The organism is Streptomyces sp. MI02-7b (assembly GCF_033793585.1).
Classification (GTDB): Bacteria; Actinomycetota; Actinomycetes; order Streptomycetales; family Streptomycetaceae; genus Actinacidiphila.
In genome coordinates, this window is the sequence record NZ_JARAWX010000006.1 from 359659 (window position 1) to 374265 (window position 14607).

At 73.7% G+C, this 14607-nt stretch carries 10 protein-coding genes and 2 pseudogenes; 7 read left to right on the forward strand and 5 right to left on the reverse strand.

Features of this window, described 5'->3' with window-relative positions; genetic code table 11:
- From PV364_RS12760 to PV364_RS12770, 3 genes are read right to left on the reverse strand one after another with little or no spacing between them, the layout of a single operon-like run.
- The gene (locus PV364_RS12760) at positions 1–921 is read right to left on the reverse strand and encodes an NADP-dependent oxidoreductase (protein ID WP_319659997.1); all 921 of its coding nucleotides are present in this window, start codon (positions 919–921) and stop codon (positions 1–3) included.
- The gene (locus PV364_RS12765; RefSeq protein ID WP_319659998.1) at positions 867–2213 is read right to left on the reverse strand and encodes an MFS transporter; all 1347 of its coding nucleotides are present in this window, start codon (positions 2211–2213) and stop codon (positions 867–869) included. The genes PV364_RS12760 and PV364_RS12765 overlap by 55 nt, the downstream gene beginning before the upstream one ends.
- Positions 2214–2235: 22 nt before the next feature.
- Positions 2236–2874, reverse strand: a complete 639-nt coding sequence (locus PV364_RS12770; protein WP_319659999.1) for an HD domain-containing protein — start codon at positions 2872–2874, stop codon at positions 2236–2238.
- Between the two features lie 142 nt (positions 2875–3016).
- Between PV364_RS12770 and PV364_RS12775 the strand changes: the two genes are divergently transcribed.
- The 3 genes and pseudogenes from PV364_RS12775 (at position 3017) to PV364_RS12785 (ending at position 5328) form a co-directional block, all read left to right on the forward strand.
- Complete coding sequence (locus PV364_RS12775) at positions 3017–3985, forward strand: GlxA family transcriptional regulator (protein WP_319660000.1); 969 nt, start codon at positions 3017–3019, stop codon at positions 3983–3985.
- 127 nt (positions 3986–4112) lie between these two features.
- Positions 4113–4916, forward strand: a pseudogene (locus PV364_RS12780) (MFS transporter); the annotation flags it as partial.
- A 58-nt stretch (positions 4917–4974) separates the two neighbouring features.
- Positions 4975–5328, forward strand: a complete 354-nt coding sequence (locus tag PV364_RS12785; protein WP_319660058.1) for a hypothetical protein — start codon at positions 4975–4977, stop codon at positions 5326–5328.
- 13 nt (positions 5329–5341) lie between these two features.
- Here PV364_RS12785 and PV364_RS12790 read toward each other — a convergent pair whose 3' ends face one another.
- Positions 5342–6586, reverse strand: a complete 1245-nt coding sequence (locus PV364_RS12790; RefSeq protein WP_319660001.1) for a helix-turn-helix transcriptional regulator — start codon at positions 6584–6586, stop codon at positions 5342–5344.
- A 643-nt stretch (positions 6587–7229) separates the two neighbouring features.
- On the opposite strand from PV364_RS12790, the gene PV364_RS12795 reads away from it, so the two are divergent.
- The 4 genes and pseudogenes from PV364_RS12795 (at position 7230) to PV364_RS12810 (ending at position 10677) form a co-directional block, all read left to right on the forward strand.
- The gene (locus PV364_RS12795; protein ID WP_319660002.1) at positions 7230–7946 is read left to right on the forward strand and encodes a DUF2470 domain-containing protein; all 717 of its coding nucleotides are present in this window, start codon (positions 7230–7232) and stop codon (positions 7944–7946) included.
- A 101-nt stretch (positions 7947–8047) separates the two neighbouring features.
- Positions 8048–8949, forward strand: a pseudogene (locus PV364_RS12800) (sigma-70 family RNA polymerase sigma factor).
- 37 nt (positions 8950–8986) lie between these two features.
- Positions 8987–9616 carry an alpha-ketoglutarate-dependent dioxygenase AlkB gene (locus PV364_RS12805; protein WP_319660003.1) on the forward strand — a complete coding sequence of 210 codons (630 nt, stop codon included), beginning with the start codon at positions 8987–8989 and terminating at the stop codon, positions 9614–9616.
- Positions 9617–9873: 257 nt separating this feature from the next.
- On the forward strand, positions 9874–10677 hold the full coding sequence (locus tag PV364_RS12810) for a serine hydrolase (protein WP_319660004.1): 804 nt from the start codon (positions 9874–9876) through the stop codon (positions 10675–10677).
- Positions 10678–10761: 84 nt separating this feature from the next.
- On the opposite strand, the gene PV364_RS12815 is transcribed toward PV364_RS12810, so the two are convergent.
- Positions 10762–14532: a S8 family serine peptidase gene (locus PV364_RS12815; protein WP_319660005.1), complete on the reverse strand. Its 3771-nt coding sequence runs from the start codon at positions 14530–14532 to the stop codon at positions 10762–10764.
- Positions 14533–14607 lie beyond the last annotated feature (75 nt).

A 14607-nucleotide genomic window follows, 5' to 3' on the forward strand; every position in this document is an offset into this window, starting at 1 on the left:
TCAGTCCCGCGCGACCCGGATGATCGTCCTGCCCGTGACGCGGCGCCCCGGGGCGAAGGCGGCCGCCGCCTCCGTCAGCGGATGGACCTCGCCCACCCGCACCACGAGGCGGCCGTCCCGCAGGCGCTGCGCGAGGTCCGCGAGGCGGCCGCGGTCGGGTTCGACGACGAAGAACACGGCGCGGCCGTCCGCGGGCCGGACGGTGGGCGGCTGGGCGATCGTGACGAGCGTGCCGCCCGCGCGTACGAGGGCGGTCGAGCGGTCGAGGACGTCGCCGCCGATCACGTCGAAGACCACGTCGACCTCGCCGGCGTCCTCCGGCCAGCCGGCCCCGAGGTCCAGGAACGTGTCCGCGCCCAGGGCCAGGACGGCGTCCCGGTCGGCCGGCCGGCCTGTGCCGATCACGCGGGCACCCGCCTCCACCGCGAGCTGCACCGCGATCGAACCGACGCCGCCCGCGGCGCCGTGGATCAGCACGGTCTGGCCGGCCACGAGTCGCGCGTGGTCGAACAGGCCCTGCCAGGCGGTCAGTCCGGAGATGGGCAGCGCTGCCGCCACCGTGTGGTCGATGTCCGCGGGAAGCGGGGCGAGGTTGCGGGCCTCCACCGCGACGTACTCGGCCAGCGAGCCGTCGCGGGCCCAGTCGGTCAGGCCGAAGACCCGCTGGCCGACCGTGAGCCCGGTGGTTCCGTAGCCGAGCCCCTCCACGACACCCGAGACCTCGTGCCCGGGCACGCTCGGCGTGCGGTCCCGGCCGGCCCGGTCGGACCACGTCGCGGGCCAGTCGAGCTCCCCGCGGGTGAATCCCGCGGCGTGCACCCGCACGACGACGTCGTTCTCGGCGGCGTGGGGGTACGGCAGGTGGGTCAGGGTGAGTCCGCTGACGCCGGCGTCGCGGTCCGAGACGGTGATGGCTTGCATGGTGGTTCCCCTGTCCGGTTGCTGAGAGGAGTGCGTGTGTCGATCCCCGTCGGCGGCCTGCGGCGACCGGCATGGACGAGGGCCGTCAGGGAGAGGGCCCCGACGCATCCGATGGAGACAAAACTCGTGGTTCTCAATCCCCACGAGGGCATGAGGAAGCCGGCCGCGAGGGACGGCAGGCTCAGCGCGAGGTAGCTGACGACGTAGACGGCCGAGAAGGCCTGGGACCGCGAGTCCGCGGTGGTGGTCTCCGCGATGGCGCCGAGGTGGCCGTTGAACGTCAGGCCGGCTCCCAGTCCGGCCGGCACGGTCCCGCACCAGAAGGCGACCGGCGAGGCGCTGGCGACGGCCGCCGCCAGTCCCGCCGCCCCCAGGGCGAGGAAGGCAGCCCCCAGCAGCGTGGCCGACCGTGTCGTGCGCCGGACGGACCACATGCCTCCGACCGCGCCGGCCAGGAACAGCAGCGCGATGTCGAGCCCGCCCGCGGCGCCCCAGGTCACGTGCAGGACGCCGCTGACCAGGGAGGGGGTCAGCGCCAGGAACAGCCCCGTGACGGCCCAGCCCGCGACGAGAGCGGGCACGGCGGCCAGGAACCGGTGCCGCGCCCCCCGCGGAACCCGCACCCTCGGGCGCAAGGAGGCGCGCAAAGAGCCGCGCAGGGAGGCCCGCAGCGAGCCCGCGGGCGAGCCCGCTCGCGGCACGGCCGTCTCGGGGATGCGGAGGACCAGCACCGCGAGCACCAGCAGGACGACGGTGAGCACGGAGAAGGCGTACCGGTCGGGGCGCGGCACGAACTGCGCCAGCAGTCCGGCCACCGCGGCACCGGCGGCCAGCCCGGCGTTCGTGCCGACCGCCGTCACCGTGGTGCCCGCGTGCGGGCGCCGGGCGGGCGAGAACTCGACCAGCCCCGCGGCCAGGCCGCTCGTGGCCGTCCCGGTGGCGACCCCCTGCACCACCCGCGCGACGACCAGGGACGGAACGCCGTTCGCCGTCCAGAGGACGGCCGTACCGACCGCCGCCAACAGGAGCGCGGCGACCAGGACGGGACGGCGTCCGAGGCGGTCGCCCAGTGACCCCAGGGTCAGCAGGGCGCCGAGCAGCCCCACGACGTACACGGCGAAGACGACCGTCACCATGGTGAGCGAGAAGCCCCAGCGCTCCCGGTAGAGCGGATACATCGGCGACGGTGCGCTCGCACTCGCCGTCATCACCACGGTGGTGACCGCCAGTACGGTGAAGCCGGCGGACCGTCCGGGACGGCGGCGGTCGCGGCCGGGAACCGGTGGTGTCATCGGACTTCCTGGCTTCCCGGCATCAATTCGGCCAGGGCGCGTCGATGATGCGTCCGACCATGCTCTGGCGCTGGAAATCCGGAACAAAGTGTTCCAGGACGTCCGCGTTGATCGTCCCGTAGGTGGTGTCCGGGCGGTCCTTGAGCCCGTCGACGAATGCCTGCAGGAATCCCTTCTTGAATTCCCCGCGCGGATGGGCGGCGACGATCTCGTCCACCTGGTCGCCGTCGAGGCGGTCCAGCCCCCAGCCGAGCACGTCGGTCAGGACACCCTGGTACATGGCGGCCGTCACCGGCCCCATCCGGCCGGGGATCCCCGGTGTCGTGTGCAGCGCGATGGCCGTCCAGACGGTCTCGGCGGCGCTCACGGAGAACCCCCGGTCGAGCAGGAACGCGCGCGCGTGGTCGGCGCCGTCGAGCTCGAAGCGCTGCTCCGTGTCGGAGAAGGGGGTCGAAAGCCCGGTGTCGTGGAACATCGCGGAAATGCAGAGCAGCTCCGGATCCGGCTGGAGACCGAGCTCTCGCGCATGAAGGGAGGCGAAGAGGAAAACGCGCCACGAGTGATGGAAGATGAGCGGGCCGGCGGTTGCGCGGAGAAACTCGCCCGCCCCCGCCACTGCCGCGGTGTCGGGAATTTCCACTGCTGCGATGTTGTCGGTCATGATGTTCGCGCTTTCGATGAGACAGCCGAGGCGGTGAGGAGTGGGAAATGCCTCTGTTCTCCACCATGCCGACCGCGCGGCTCCGCCGCCGCCTCGCTCCGGCCAGGAACCACTCGAATCCGGACGCCCGGGGAGCGGGACCGTGAGCTCCGGCACGCATCGGGTCGCGATCCTCGTCTACGACGGGGTCGCGCTGCTGGACGTCGCCGGCCCCGCGGAGGTGTTCGGCGAGGCGAACCGGCTCGGCGCCGACTACCGGGTCGCCCTGCTGTCGACGACCGGTGCCGACGTCGCCTCGTCGATCGGCATCAGGATCGCCGTCGACGGCAGCCCCGCCGGCGAGCCGGATCCCGACACGTTCGTGATGCCGGGCGGCGCCGTCTACCCCAGGACCCCCGTCACGCGGGATCTCATCGAGGCCGCCAAGGAACTGGCGGGCCGGTCCGGCCGGGTCGCGTCGGTCTGCTCCGGGGCGTTCGTCCTCGGCGCCGGCGGCCTCCTGGACGGCAAGCGTGCGACGACCCACTGGAAGGTCGCGGGTGAACTCGCCAGCCGGCACCCGGACATCCGCGTCGAACCCGACGCCATCTACGTTCGCGACGGCACGACGTACACCTCGGCGGGCGTGAGTGCCGGCATCGATCTGGCGCTGGCCCTGGTCGAGGAGGACCACGGTCCCGACGTGAGCCGGGACGTCGCCCGCGCCCTGGTGGTCTACCTGCAGCGTGCGGGCGGGCAGTCGCAGTTCTCCGCGCCCCTGCAGGGCCCGCCGCCCCGGTCCCCGGCGCTGCGCTCCGTCGTCGACCTGGTGACGGCCGATCCCGGGGGGAACCACTCCCTCGCCGAGCTCGCCGGGCACCTCAGCCTCAGTCCCCGCCACCTCAGCCGGCTGTTCCGGACGGAGTTGTCCACCACCCCGGCCCGCTACGTCGAGTCGATCCGGTTCGACATCGCGAAGGCGCTCCTCGACCAGGGGCACACCGCGACGCACGCGGCGTCCCTGGCCGGGTTCCCGAGCTACGAGAGTCTCCGGCGGGTCTTCGTACGGGAGTTGTCCATCAGTCCCGCCGCGTACCAGCGCCGCTTCAGCACCGCCCGCCGCGGCGGGTAGTACCGGCGGGCGCATCCGCCGTACCGAACCGCCGCAAGGAGCCGTAGGCTCACCCGCCGTGGCTGTGCGGGATGAGCAATCGACCGGGGCGCGACGGGACTTCGGCCGCCTGTGGGGTGCCTACGCCGTGAGCGCGGCGGGGAGCTCGATCGGTTCCGGGGCGCTGCCGTTGGTGGCCGTGGTGGCTCTGGGCGCCTCCGCGTCCCAGGTGTCCCTGCTCGCGGCGCTGTCGGCGGTCGTGGCGGCTGCCGTCACCCTGCCCCTGGGGGTCCGGATCGAGCACCGGCGGAAACGGCCGGTGATGGTCGCGGCCGATCTGCTCCGGTTCGCCGTCCTGATCAGCGTTCCGGTCGCGGCGGCCCTCGGTGTGCTCAGCTTCGTCCAGTTGTGCCTGGTCGGCATCGTGCAAGCGGCGGCGGCGATCGCCTTCGGGGCGGCGAGCACCGCGCACCTCAAGGGGCTCGTCGCACCCGGGGACCGGCTCAGGGCCGCCGCGCGGTTCGAGTCCACCGACTGGCTCAGCATGAGCGCGGGGCCGCCGGTCGGAGGGCTGCTCGTCAGCGTCTTCGGGGCGACGTTCTCGATGGCCGTCGACGCGGTCTCCTTCCTGCTCTCCGCCCTGGGCGTCCGCCGGATACGGCACCCGGAGCCGGAACCTCCGCCGCGTGCGCCGGCCTCCGGGCGGGCTCGCGAACTCCTGGCCGGCTGGCGTTGCATCGTCCGGCACCGGGGACTGCGTCCGCTCTTCTGGAACGCCATGCTCTTCGGTGCGGCCATCATGATGAGCAGTCCCCTGCTGGTCGTCCTGATGCTCCGTGAGCTGCACTTCACGCCGTGGCAGTACGGTCTGTCACTCGGGTTGCCGTGCCTCGGCGGTGTCCTCGGCTCCCGGCTCACCGCCCCGTTGGCACGCCGGCTCGGCGTGCGCCGGGTCCTGCTGCTGTTCGGCGTCCTGCGGACTCCCTGGCTCGTACTGATCGCCTGGGTGCGTGCCGTCCGGGCCCGCCGCGCTGGCGGTCCTCGTCGCGGCCGACACCTGCCTGCTGACGGCCGCCGGAGTCTTCAACCCCTCGTTCGCGACCTACCGCATGTCCGTGACGGACGACCGCCTCATGGTCCGCGTGGTCACGGCGTGGTCGGTCGGCGCCAAGACCGCGCAGCCCCTGGGGATGGCGCTCGGCGGAGCCGTCGCCGCCCTCGCCGGGGTACGCGTGGCCGTCCTGCTCGCCGGTGTGCTCTGCCTGGCCAGCACCCTGCTCCTGCCCTGGCGCGCCTTCCGGTCCCCGGACGCCGCCGGCGGGGCCGGGCACGAGCAGTCGGCGGCGGACTCCGTCAGTCCCTGAACGGGACGCCCGTTCACTTCGCCCCGGGCTGCCCGGGCGCCCGGGGCGGCCCTGCCGGGCCTCCGGGGGCGTCGTTCCGCATCCGGCCGTCCGTGGTGAGCGGGGGCGCGGGCAGGCGGGGGAGGTAGCAGCGCCGGAAGAGGTCGCCGGTGAACTCGCGGCGGCTGCGGACGCCGGCCTTGTCGAAGACTTTGCGCAGGTGGTCCTGGACGGTGTACTCGGCGATGCGCAGGGCGCCGGCGACGTCCGCCGTCGAACGGCCGAGCAGGACGTGCTGGGCGACCTCGCGTTCGCGCGGGGTGAGGCCGTAGGCGTCGAGCACGATGGCGGTGAGCTCGCCGGGGTGGCTGGGGGCCAGGCTGACGTAGGTGAGCATGCCGGCGGCGTCGGGCGCGTCCGGGGCCGGTTCGCGCCAGGCGCTGAGGGTGATCCAGTGGCCGGTGCGGGTCAGGGCGCGGGACTGGACGTGGGCGCCGGGGCCGGCCGCGCGGGCCCTGCTGATCAGCGCCGTGAGGGTGAGCGGGTAGGGGCGGCCCGTGCCGGGGTGCGACTCCTGGATCAGCGCGAGCCAGCGTTCCGCCGTAGCGGTGCGCAGCCGTGTCCCCTGGTCGTCGTCGAACGCGAGCAGCCCCGCGGCGTCGGGTACGTCGCCGCGGTCGATGCCGGACAGCAGCAGCGAGCGGCGCAGTGCCTGGGTGGCCGGGGCACTGAAGGAGTCGGCGAGGGCCACGTCGGTGGCCGTGAAGGGCGCCGAGCCGGGGGCCCGGCACAGCACGAACAGCCCCCAGCTGCGGTTGCCGTGGCGCAGCAGGACGCGCAGTTCGTCGGCGAGGCCGGTCGGGCGCAGGATGTCGCGGTAGTAGACACTCTCGTCGAGCCGGCCGCCCGTGGACTGGCTGAGCAGGCTCGCGCAGCCCGGACGGCGGGTCAGCGCCCGCAGGTTGTCGACGCCGGTCTGCTCCGTGTGCTCGATCTCGAACAGCCGCGGCATCACCGCCTGCGGGAAGCCCTCCTCGTGGCGTCCGCCGGTGTCGAGGAGGGTCGCCGGGTCGAGCATCACGGCGCACCACACGTCCGCCCCGACGGCGCCGAGCAGCGTGTCGGCGGCGGTCCGCAGGACGTCCAGGGCGCCGGGGCGGTCGGTCCCGCGCAGTCTGCGGGTCAGGTCGTCGGCGAGGGCGGCGCGTGCGGCGGGGGTGGGCTGGGCCGCACGGGGGCGGGGGCGTGAACTCGGGCCAGGGCGGGGAGCGGTGGTCACGGCAGCAGGCTAGGGGACCCCCAGACATCTGGGATGGGATTGGCACAAATGCCCGCGTAGTCTGATGTCCCGTTCGTGGCCGTGCGAGGGGGCGCTCCGGCGCCGCGCGGCGTACGGACGGGGTGGGGCACGGGGGTTCGGGGGACACGGGGGCACGGGGGGCACGGGCGCCGCGTCAAGGCGCCCGTGCCCGTACGGAATCACGGGTGGCGTCGGGGGAAGGGCGCTTGATGGCGGGCCGGTTCGGCTCGGACGGGGCGGGGCTCGCCGCCCGCGGCACCATCAGTGGCAGCGCGACGCAACGACGCGGGCGGCGTCAGCGCCCGCGGCCCTTCCGCGGATGCCTCGCAGAGCCGCTCCCCCACGCCGCGTCGCGCGCGGTCGCTCCTCACCGACGAACGGCCCGACACCTCGCGCGCCCCCGGCTCCGGCGTGCCGCACGGCCGCGGGCGCGAGCCGCCATGCACCGTCACCGTCACCGCCGGCTCGGCCTCACCGGCACTCAGCGGCACGACGGTCGAGGGCAGTCGGCGTCTCCGCGCCGCATGGGGGTGATCGCGCGGCGGTCGTCCTGCGCGGGCCGGGCTTCCGGGTATAGGTTAGGTTAGGCAACCCTAACCAATTCCCGCGAGTGGAGATCCGGATGCGCAGCATGTTCCACACCGCCCTCGCCGCGCCCGTGCGGCCGTCCAGCGCCGAGCGCATCCGGTCGGTCCTGGCCTCGGCGCACTCGATGACCGTGGTCACCGGCCACGGCCGCGCCGCGGTCTCCCGGCTCACCGCCGCCGACCTGGCCGGTCACCTGCATCTGCACCCCCTGGACACGGCACTCCCCCGCCCCGAATCCGTCCCCGCCACGCTGGAGTTCACCGACGTCGCGCCGACCCCGGTCCGCGAACGGGTGCGCGCCCGCGTCACGGTGACGGGCCGGCTGGCCGCCCCCTACCGGGCCAACGCGGCCGACAGCCAGTGCCTGGAGTTCGCCCACGCGGTGCTGGAGACCGAGGACGGCCGGAGCACGGTCGCACTGGAGGAGCTGGTCGCGGCGGCGGCCGACCCCCTGGCCACCTGCGAGGCGGGCATGCTCACGCATCTGGTCGACGACCACCAGGAGCTGGTACCGCTGCTGATGCGCCTGGTGCGGCCGGTGCCCGCGCCCGGCGCGCAGCGCGTGCTGCCCCTGGCCGTCGACCGGTACGGGATCACCCTGCGCATCGAGTACCCCCGCGTCCACCGCGACGTCCGGCTGCCGTTCGCGTCGCCGCTGGACAGCGCCGACCAGGCCGGGGGCCGGATCCAGGCGCTGCTCAGCGGGGCGCGCCGCTCCTCGCACCTCGGTCATCCGATGCCGGGGTGGTGAGCGGCGGCGCGCCGGGAGACCGTACGGCCTCGCCGCCCTGTCACATCGGCCCGGCCCGCTGCGTCATCACACCGACGGAACACGGCACAGGAAAGGGACCGATGGACGACGACGAGTTCCTGGCCCGGTGCTTCGAGGAGAACCGTCCGCACCTGCGGGCGGTGGCCTACCGCATGCTGGGCTCGCTCAGCGAGGCGGACGACGCGGTGCAGGAGGCGTGGCTGCGGCTCAGCCGCGCGGGCGGGGACGGCATCGGCAATCTGGGCGGCTGGCTGACCACGGTGGTCGGCCGGGTGTGCCTGGACACGCTGCGCTCACGGACCTCGCGGGGCGAGCAGCCGCTGGGGGTACGGGTGCCCGATCCGGTGGTGACCCCGCAGGAGGGTCCCGGGGATCCGGAGCACGAGGCGCTGCTCGCGGACTCGGTGGGGCCGGCGTTGCTGGTGGTGCTGGAGACGCTGGCGCCGGCGGAGCGGCTGGCGTTCGTGCTGCACGACATGTTCGCCGTGCCCTTCGAGGAGATCGCGCGATGGTGGGGCGCACACCGGCCGCCGCCCGCCGGCTGGCGAGCCGGGCGCGGCGCAGGCTGCGGGGCTCGGCGCCGGTGCCGGACGCGGACCTGGCGCTGCAACGCGAGGTGGTCGGGGCCTTCATGGCGGCGTCCCGCGCGGGTGACTTCGAGGCGCTGGTGGGGCTGCTCGACCCGGACGTGGTGCTGCGGGCGGACACCGGGGCGGGCCCGCCCGGACTGTCGGCGCAGGCGCGCGGGGCACGCACGGTGGCGGGCCGGGCGATGCTGTTCCGGCGGTTCGCCCCGTACACGCGGCTCGCGCTGGTCAACGGGACCTACGGCATCGTCACGGCGCCGGAGGGGCGGCTGACGGCGGTCATGAGCCTGACGATCACCGGTGGGCGGATCGTGGAGATCGACATCCTGGCCGATCCGGCGCGGCTGGAGGGACTGGAAGGGCAGGAGTGGCTGCGGCTCGCCACGTTCGATTAATAGCTCACTTGTTCGGATGAGCGGTTACGCTGGACTCATGACCGCACCACTGCAGGGTTCGCTCTTCGACCAGACCGACGACATCCGTCTCGGTCCGCTGGACGGCGTGCGGCGGACGGTCCTGGGCGCCGGTGCGTGGATCGACCTGCTGCCCGGCTGGCTCCAGGGGGCCGACGCGCTCTTCGAGGAGCTGGCCGGCTCCGTGCCGTGGAAGGCCGAGCGGCGGCAGATGTACGAGCGGGAGGTCGACGTCCCGCGGCTGCTCTCGTACTACGGGGAGGGTGCGGCGCTGCCCCACCCCGTCCTCGACGAGGCCCGGGCCGCCCTCGACGCGCACTACGCCCGCGAGCTCGGCGAGTCGTTCGTCACAGCCGGGCTCTGCTACTACCGCGACGGACGCGACAGCGTCGCCTGGCACGGGGACCGCACGGGGCGGTCCGCCACGCACGACACGATGGTCGCCATCCTGTCCGTCGGGGACCCCCGCGATCTCGCGCTCCGTCCGCGCGGCGGCGGCGCGGCGGCGATGCGGCTGCCGCTCGGGCACGGCGACCTGATCGTCATGGGCGGTTCCTGCCAGCGCACTTGGGAGCACGCGGTGCCCAAGAGCACGCGCGCGGTGGGTCCGCGGATCAGCGTCCAGTTCCGACCGCGCGGCGTGCGCTAGCCCGCGCGCCAAAGATCCTCCCCGGCCCCGGCGAGCCCGTTCGGGCCTTCGCCGGGTCCCGGTCGCGGCCGCTCCCGACGCCCCGTCGGAGCCGTCGCCCGGCAGGCCCGGCGTAGCCGACATCACATCCCGCCCCGTACACCCGTTCGCCCACACTGGGCAGTCGACCCAGCCGACAGCAACCGGAGAACGGGCGGAGACACATGGGGCAGATCCGAATATCCCGGCGCGTCACTGCCGCCTCGATCGTCGCCGGCATGACGGTTCCCCTGGCCGTGGCGGCCGGGGCCGGCAACGCCGTCGCGGCGACGCCGCAGGTGACCTGCGCCTCGGGGAAGGCCGGGCTGGCGGCGAAGCTGCAGCGGGACATCACGGCCTCGCTCAAGGGCAGGACCGCCCTGACCGCGCTGTCCCTGCACGACCGCACGACGAACACCGTGTGCACGCTCCGCGCGGACCAGCGGTTCGACTCCGCCAGCACCGTGAAGGTCACCGTCCTGGCGACGCTGCTGTGGGACGCGACCAAGCACGCCCGCTACCTGACCGCGCGGGAGACCGGCCTCGCGAACAAGATGATCACGCAGTCGGACAACGACGCCACGTCCGCGTTGTGGAAGCAGCTCGGTCCGACGAAGATCAAGGGTTTCCTGTCCGCAGCCGGGATGAACCACACGGTGCCGGGGGCGGGCGGCTACTGGGGCCTGACCCAGATCACGGCCGGCGACGAGCAGAAGCTGCTGGACCTGGTCACGGCGCACAACCGCGTGCTCAACGACAACGCGCGCACCTACACGCTCAAGTTGATGAACCGGGTCATCGCCTCGCAGCGCTGGGGCACTCCCGCGGGCGCTCCGGCCACCGCGGTGGTCCATGTCAAGAACGGCTGGCTGTCCCGCGCCACCCACGGCTGGCGGGTGCACAGCCTGGGCGCCTTCACCGGCGGCGGCCACGACTACAGCGTCGCCGTGCTCACCCACGACAACAAGACGATGGCCTCCGGCATCTCCACGATCGAGGCGGTGGCCCGCGCGGTCCACAAGGACCTCAGCCCCGCGGGGTGACAGCCGTGCGGGCAGGCGCCCGCCGACGGCGGGGCCCCTGCCCGCACGGTGGCGGACAGGGGCCCACAGGTCGTACCGACGGCGCTACTTGAGGCCGAAGGCGCGGATCACGGTCTGGCTCACGGTGTTGCCCTTGGCGTCCTTCGCGGTCGTGCGCAGGCTCGCGAAGCGGGCCTTGGACGGCGCGTTGAGCGACGCCGTCCAGACCGCGCCCTTGTGGCGCGCCGTGGTCCGGTGCCAGGTGGCGCCGTCGTCGTAGGAGACGTCCAGGGTCACCGTGCGGATCGTGCCGCCGTCGGTCACGCCCTTGAGGTGCGAGGGGGTGACGGACACCGCCGACCGCCTGCCCGCCCGGCCGGACAGGTCGGTGGCCACCGCGTAGTCCAGCTGGATGAGCGGCAGGGGGGACAGCACGGTGTAGTCCGTGGTGCCGGAGGTGAATCCCCAGTCGGTGCGGGTGCGGGTCGAGTACGGCCGGCCCGGCAGGTCCCGCTTCCCCTCGACCACCAGGCGGTAGGGCAGCCGTTCCGTGGGCAGGCCCTCGACGTAGAAGAACCCGTCGTTGGCCGTCTCACCGAGCAGCTGGGTGCCCTGGTAGAGCGAGACCTTCGAGGTGTCGCCGTCGGCCCAGACCACGCCCGCGTGGCCGGCGGAGTCGCCCCAGGCGCTGATCGACGACGGGCTCATGACGTCGCCGACCCGGAACGCGGCCGTGTGGACCGCGTCGTTCAGGAGCCGCGGGTGCTGGACGGGTGCGAACCAGGTGTCCCGGTACGTGCCGCGGGCCTTGTACGAGCGCGGGGCGCCGCCCTGACCGAGATCCGACATGCCCGCGCCCGAGACCCAGCCGACACCGGGACCCGCCGTGACCCACGAGGTGAGCGTGCCCTGCGCCGCGACCGGGACGGACCGGCCGAGCATGGACCAGGTGCCGTCGACGGACAGGTCGTCGCGGCCTTCGACCGCCTCGCCCTGCTTGGTGTCGCGGAACGACTCGTCGATCCTGGCGAGGTCGCCCGGGCCGGGCCGGTAGGTCAGCGTCCGGGGAATCGCGCCGCTGTAGTGGCGGACCAGGTCGTACAGGTAGCTCGGGTGGGGGTGCGAGACGACCTTCAGCGTCGTCGTTCCGGCCCGGCCGAGCCGGGCGAGCAGGCGGACGCTGTCGTCGGTGCCGAGCGAGGCCACCGGCAGGGGGGCCGCGTCGGACAGGTCGGCCCACGCGTCCAGCCGGCCGTAGCCGTCGTTCAGGATCAGCAGCAGCTTCGCGCCGGCCTTGGCGGCGGCGGCCGCCTGGTCGGGGGCGGACACCGAGTCGCTGCGGCGGACGACGGCCACCTGGCCGCGGACCTTGGCCTTGGCGAACTCCGCGGCGGAGCCGTCGCCGGCCCACAGCGCCCGGTACGTGCGGCTGCCCTCGGGCACCATGGGCGACAGGGACTGCACGGTGACGCCGTCATAGCTCTGGGAGCCCGACGCGAACGTCAGCGGCGGCTGGATCTGCCGCCAGCGGGTGGCGAAGGTGTAGGAGCCGTGCGTCACCTTGGCGGTCGGGGACGCCCAGAGGCTGTCGTACCGCCAGTACTCCGGTGCGTAGCTGTCCACGAACGGGTACAGGTCGCCGTTCGACCGGTACTGGTCGATCCGCAGGAAGCTGTTGGCCGTCGGCTGCGGGGTGAGGGCCGCGGCCTTGCGGAGGTCGGCGGCGTCGAAGCGGATCGACTGGTCCTTGCTCAGGTCGATCTGCGGCGCGGAGAACACCCCGTAGCCGAGCGTGTGGGTTCCGTCGATGCCGGGGACGTCGGCGTACATCCAGGCCGCGTAGGTGCTCGGGACCAGGCTGAGGTCCAGCGTGCCGGAGGAGTCGACGGTGTAGACCTTGGGTTCGGTGTCCCGGTCGACGTCCTTCAGCACGAGGGTGCCGGCCAGCCCGGCATGCTGACGGTCCTTCGCGGTGACCGACAGCTTGACGCGCCGGCCCTCCTTGTTCACGCCGATCGGCGTACGGGCGAGGACCGCGCCGTCGGGGCCGGCCGCGGTGAGCTGGCCGGTGTAGGCGGCGTTGTCCGCGGCCAGGTCGAGGTGGGTGACGACACCGACGGTGGCGGTGCCGTGCGCGGGCACGGTCAGCCGGTTGTCGGAGAGGGTGAACATCCCGGCGGGGATGTCGTCCGCGATCAGGCCCAGGTCCAAGGTGACGGGCTGCGCGGAGGTGTTGGTGTAGGTGACGTCCCTGCGGACCGTCTGGCCGGGCGTGTACGGGTAGTGGACCTGGGCGAACGCGGCACCGGAGGCGATCACGGTGGCCTTCACGGCCGCGGCGATGTCGAGCCGGCCGCTGCCGCCCTGGTAGGGGCTGTACCGCCGGGTGCTCGCCGTGGTGCTGACCAGCGCTTCCTTGAGCTGCTGCCCGGTCCAGTCGGGGTGCTTGGCCGCCAGCAGGGCGGCGGCGCCCGCGACATGGGGCGTGGCCATGGAGGTGCCGCTCATCGTCTGGTACGCGCCCTCGCCCTCGGGGGCGTACTGCGAGCGGGCCGCGAGGATGTTGACACCGGGGGCGGTCAGGTCGGGCTTCACGGCGTTGTCGCCGACGCGCGGACCGCGGCTGGAGAACTCCGCCAGCTGGTCCACGCCCTTGCCCGGGCCGTTCACCGCGCCCACCGTCAGGGCGGCGTCGGCCGCGCCCGGCGCGCCGATGGAGTACGGCGCGGGGCCGGAGTTGCCCGCGGCGATGACGAACAGCGCCCCGGTCTCCGCGCTGAGCTCGTTCACGGCCTGGCTGAGCGGGTCGGTGCCGTCGGTGGGGGCACCGCCCAGGCTCATGCTGACGATCTTCGCGTGCTGGTCGCGGACCGCCCACTCCATGCCGGCCAGGATCCAGGAGTCCTGGCCGCTGCCGTCGTTGTCCAGGACCTTGCCGATGTGCAGCGAAGCCCCGGGGGCGACGCCCTTCTCCGTGCCGCCGGACGCGGCGCCGGTGCCGGCGACCGTGGAGGCGACGTGGGTGCCGTGGCCGTGCCGGTCGGTGACGTCCTGGCCCGGTACGAAGCTCTGCGACGCGGCGATCCGGCCCGCGAAGTCCGGGTGCGCGGCGTCGATGCCGGTGTCCAGGACGGCGACGTCCACACCCTGCCCGGTGTCGCCGCCCTGCCAGACCTCGGGCGCGCCGATCTGCGCGGTGGTGTCGGCCAGCGTCGCCTTGGCCTTGCCGTCCAGCCACACCTTGGCGATGCCGCCCGTCAGCCGCCCGGAGGGCTGGGCACCCGCCGCGCTCTTGGCGGCGCCGCCGGTGAGGGAGGACCAGAAGTCGCTCGCCCGCGCGTGCTCGGCGGATATCGCGGCGCCCTGGATGCTGCTGAGCGTCAGGGTCTTCCGCGCGCCGTCCGGGGTCTTCGCGCTGCGGGCGCGGGCGGCGGCGTCGGTGTACGTGACGATCAGCGGGAGCCCGTCGCTGTGGCTGTCGTCGTAGCCGTCCTTGAGCAGTTCGCTGACGTTGAACAGCCGCTCGTCGAGCGCGCCCGACGCGATCCAGGGCAGCGCCTCGTCGGGGTACACGTAGGTGTCGGGGCCGACCGACATGACATGGGCGCCGCCCGGCCTGCCCTGCGGATCGGACACGGTCGCGGTGGTGCGGCCGTTGCTGACGGTCACCTCGACCTTGTCGCCGGTGATCAGGGTGACGGTGCCCGCCGCGTCGGGGCGTGCGGCGGTGGACGCGGCGGCGAGCCCGGTGGACGCGGTGGCCGGCGTGGGAGAGGTGCGGGTCTCGGCCGAAGCGACCGGCCCGGTCGCCGTCAGCGCCACGAGGACGGAGACCGCGACGGTCAGCCCGCGTCTGGGGGACGGAGGTGTGCGCAAGGGAACCTCAAGAGGCTAGGCGTGCGAAAGATGTGCGTAGTCAGCCATCCTTTTGCCTCGCTGTAAAGAAGAGGT

What these genes read in the sequence shown, in the direction of transcription:
- PV364_RS12795 (WP_319660002.1), top strand. Translation starts at nt 7,230, where the DNA reads ATGCGCAGCATGTTCCACACCGCCCTCGCCGCGCCCGTGCGGCCGTCC.
- PV364_RS12810 (WP_319660004.1), top strand. Translation starts at nt 9,874, where the DNA reads ATGACGGTTCCCCTGGCCGTGGCGGCCGGGGCCGGCAACGCCGTCGCG.
- PV364_RS12770 (WP_319659999.1), bottom strand. Translation starts at nt 2,874, where the DNA reads ATGACCGACAACATCGCAGCAGTGGAAATTCCCGACACCGCGGCAGTG.
- PV364_RS12760 (WP_319659997.1), bottom strand. Translation starts at nt 921, where the DNA reads ATGCAAGCCATCACCGTCTCGGACCGCGACGCCGGCGTCAGCGGACTC.
- PV364_RS12805 (WP_319660003.1), top strand. Translation starts at nt 8,987, where the DNA reads ATGACCGCACCACTGCAGGGTTCGCTCTTCGACCAGACCGACGACATC.
- PV364_RS12765 (WP_319659998.1), bottom strand. Translation starts at nt 2,213, where the DNA reads ATGACACCACCGGTTCCCGGCCGCGACCGCCGCCGTCCCGGACGGTCC.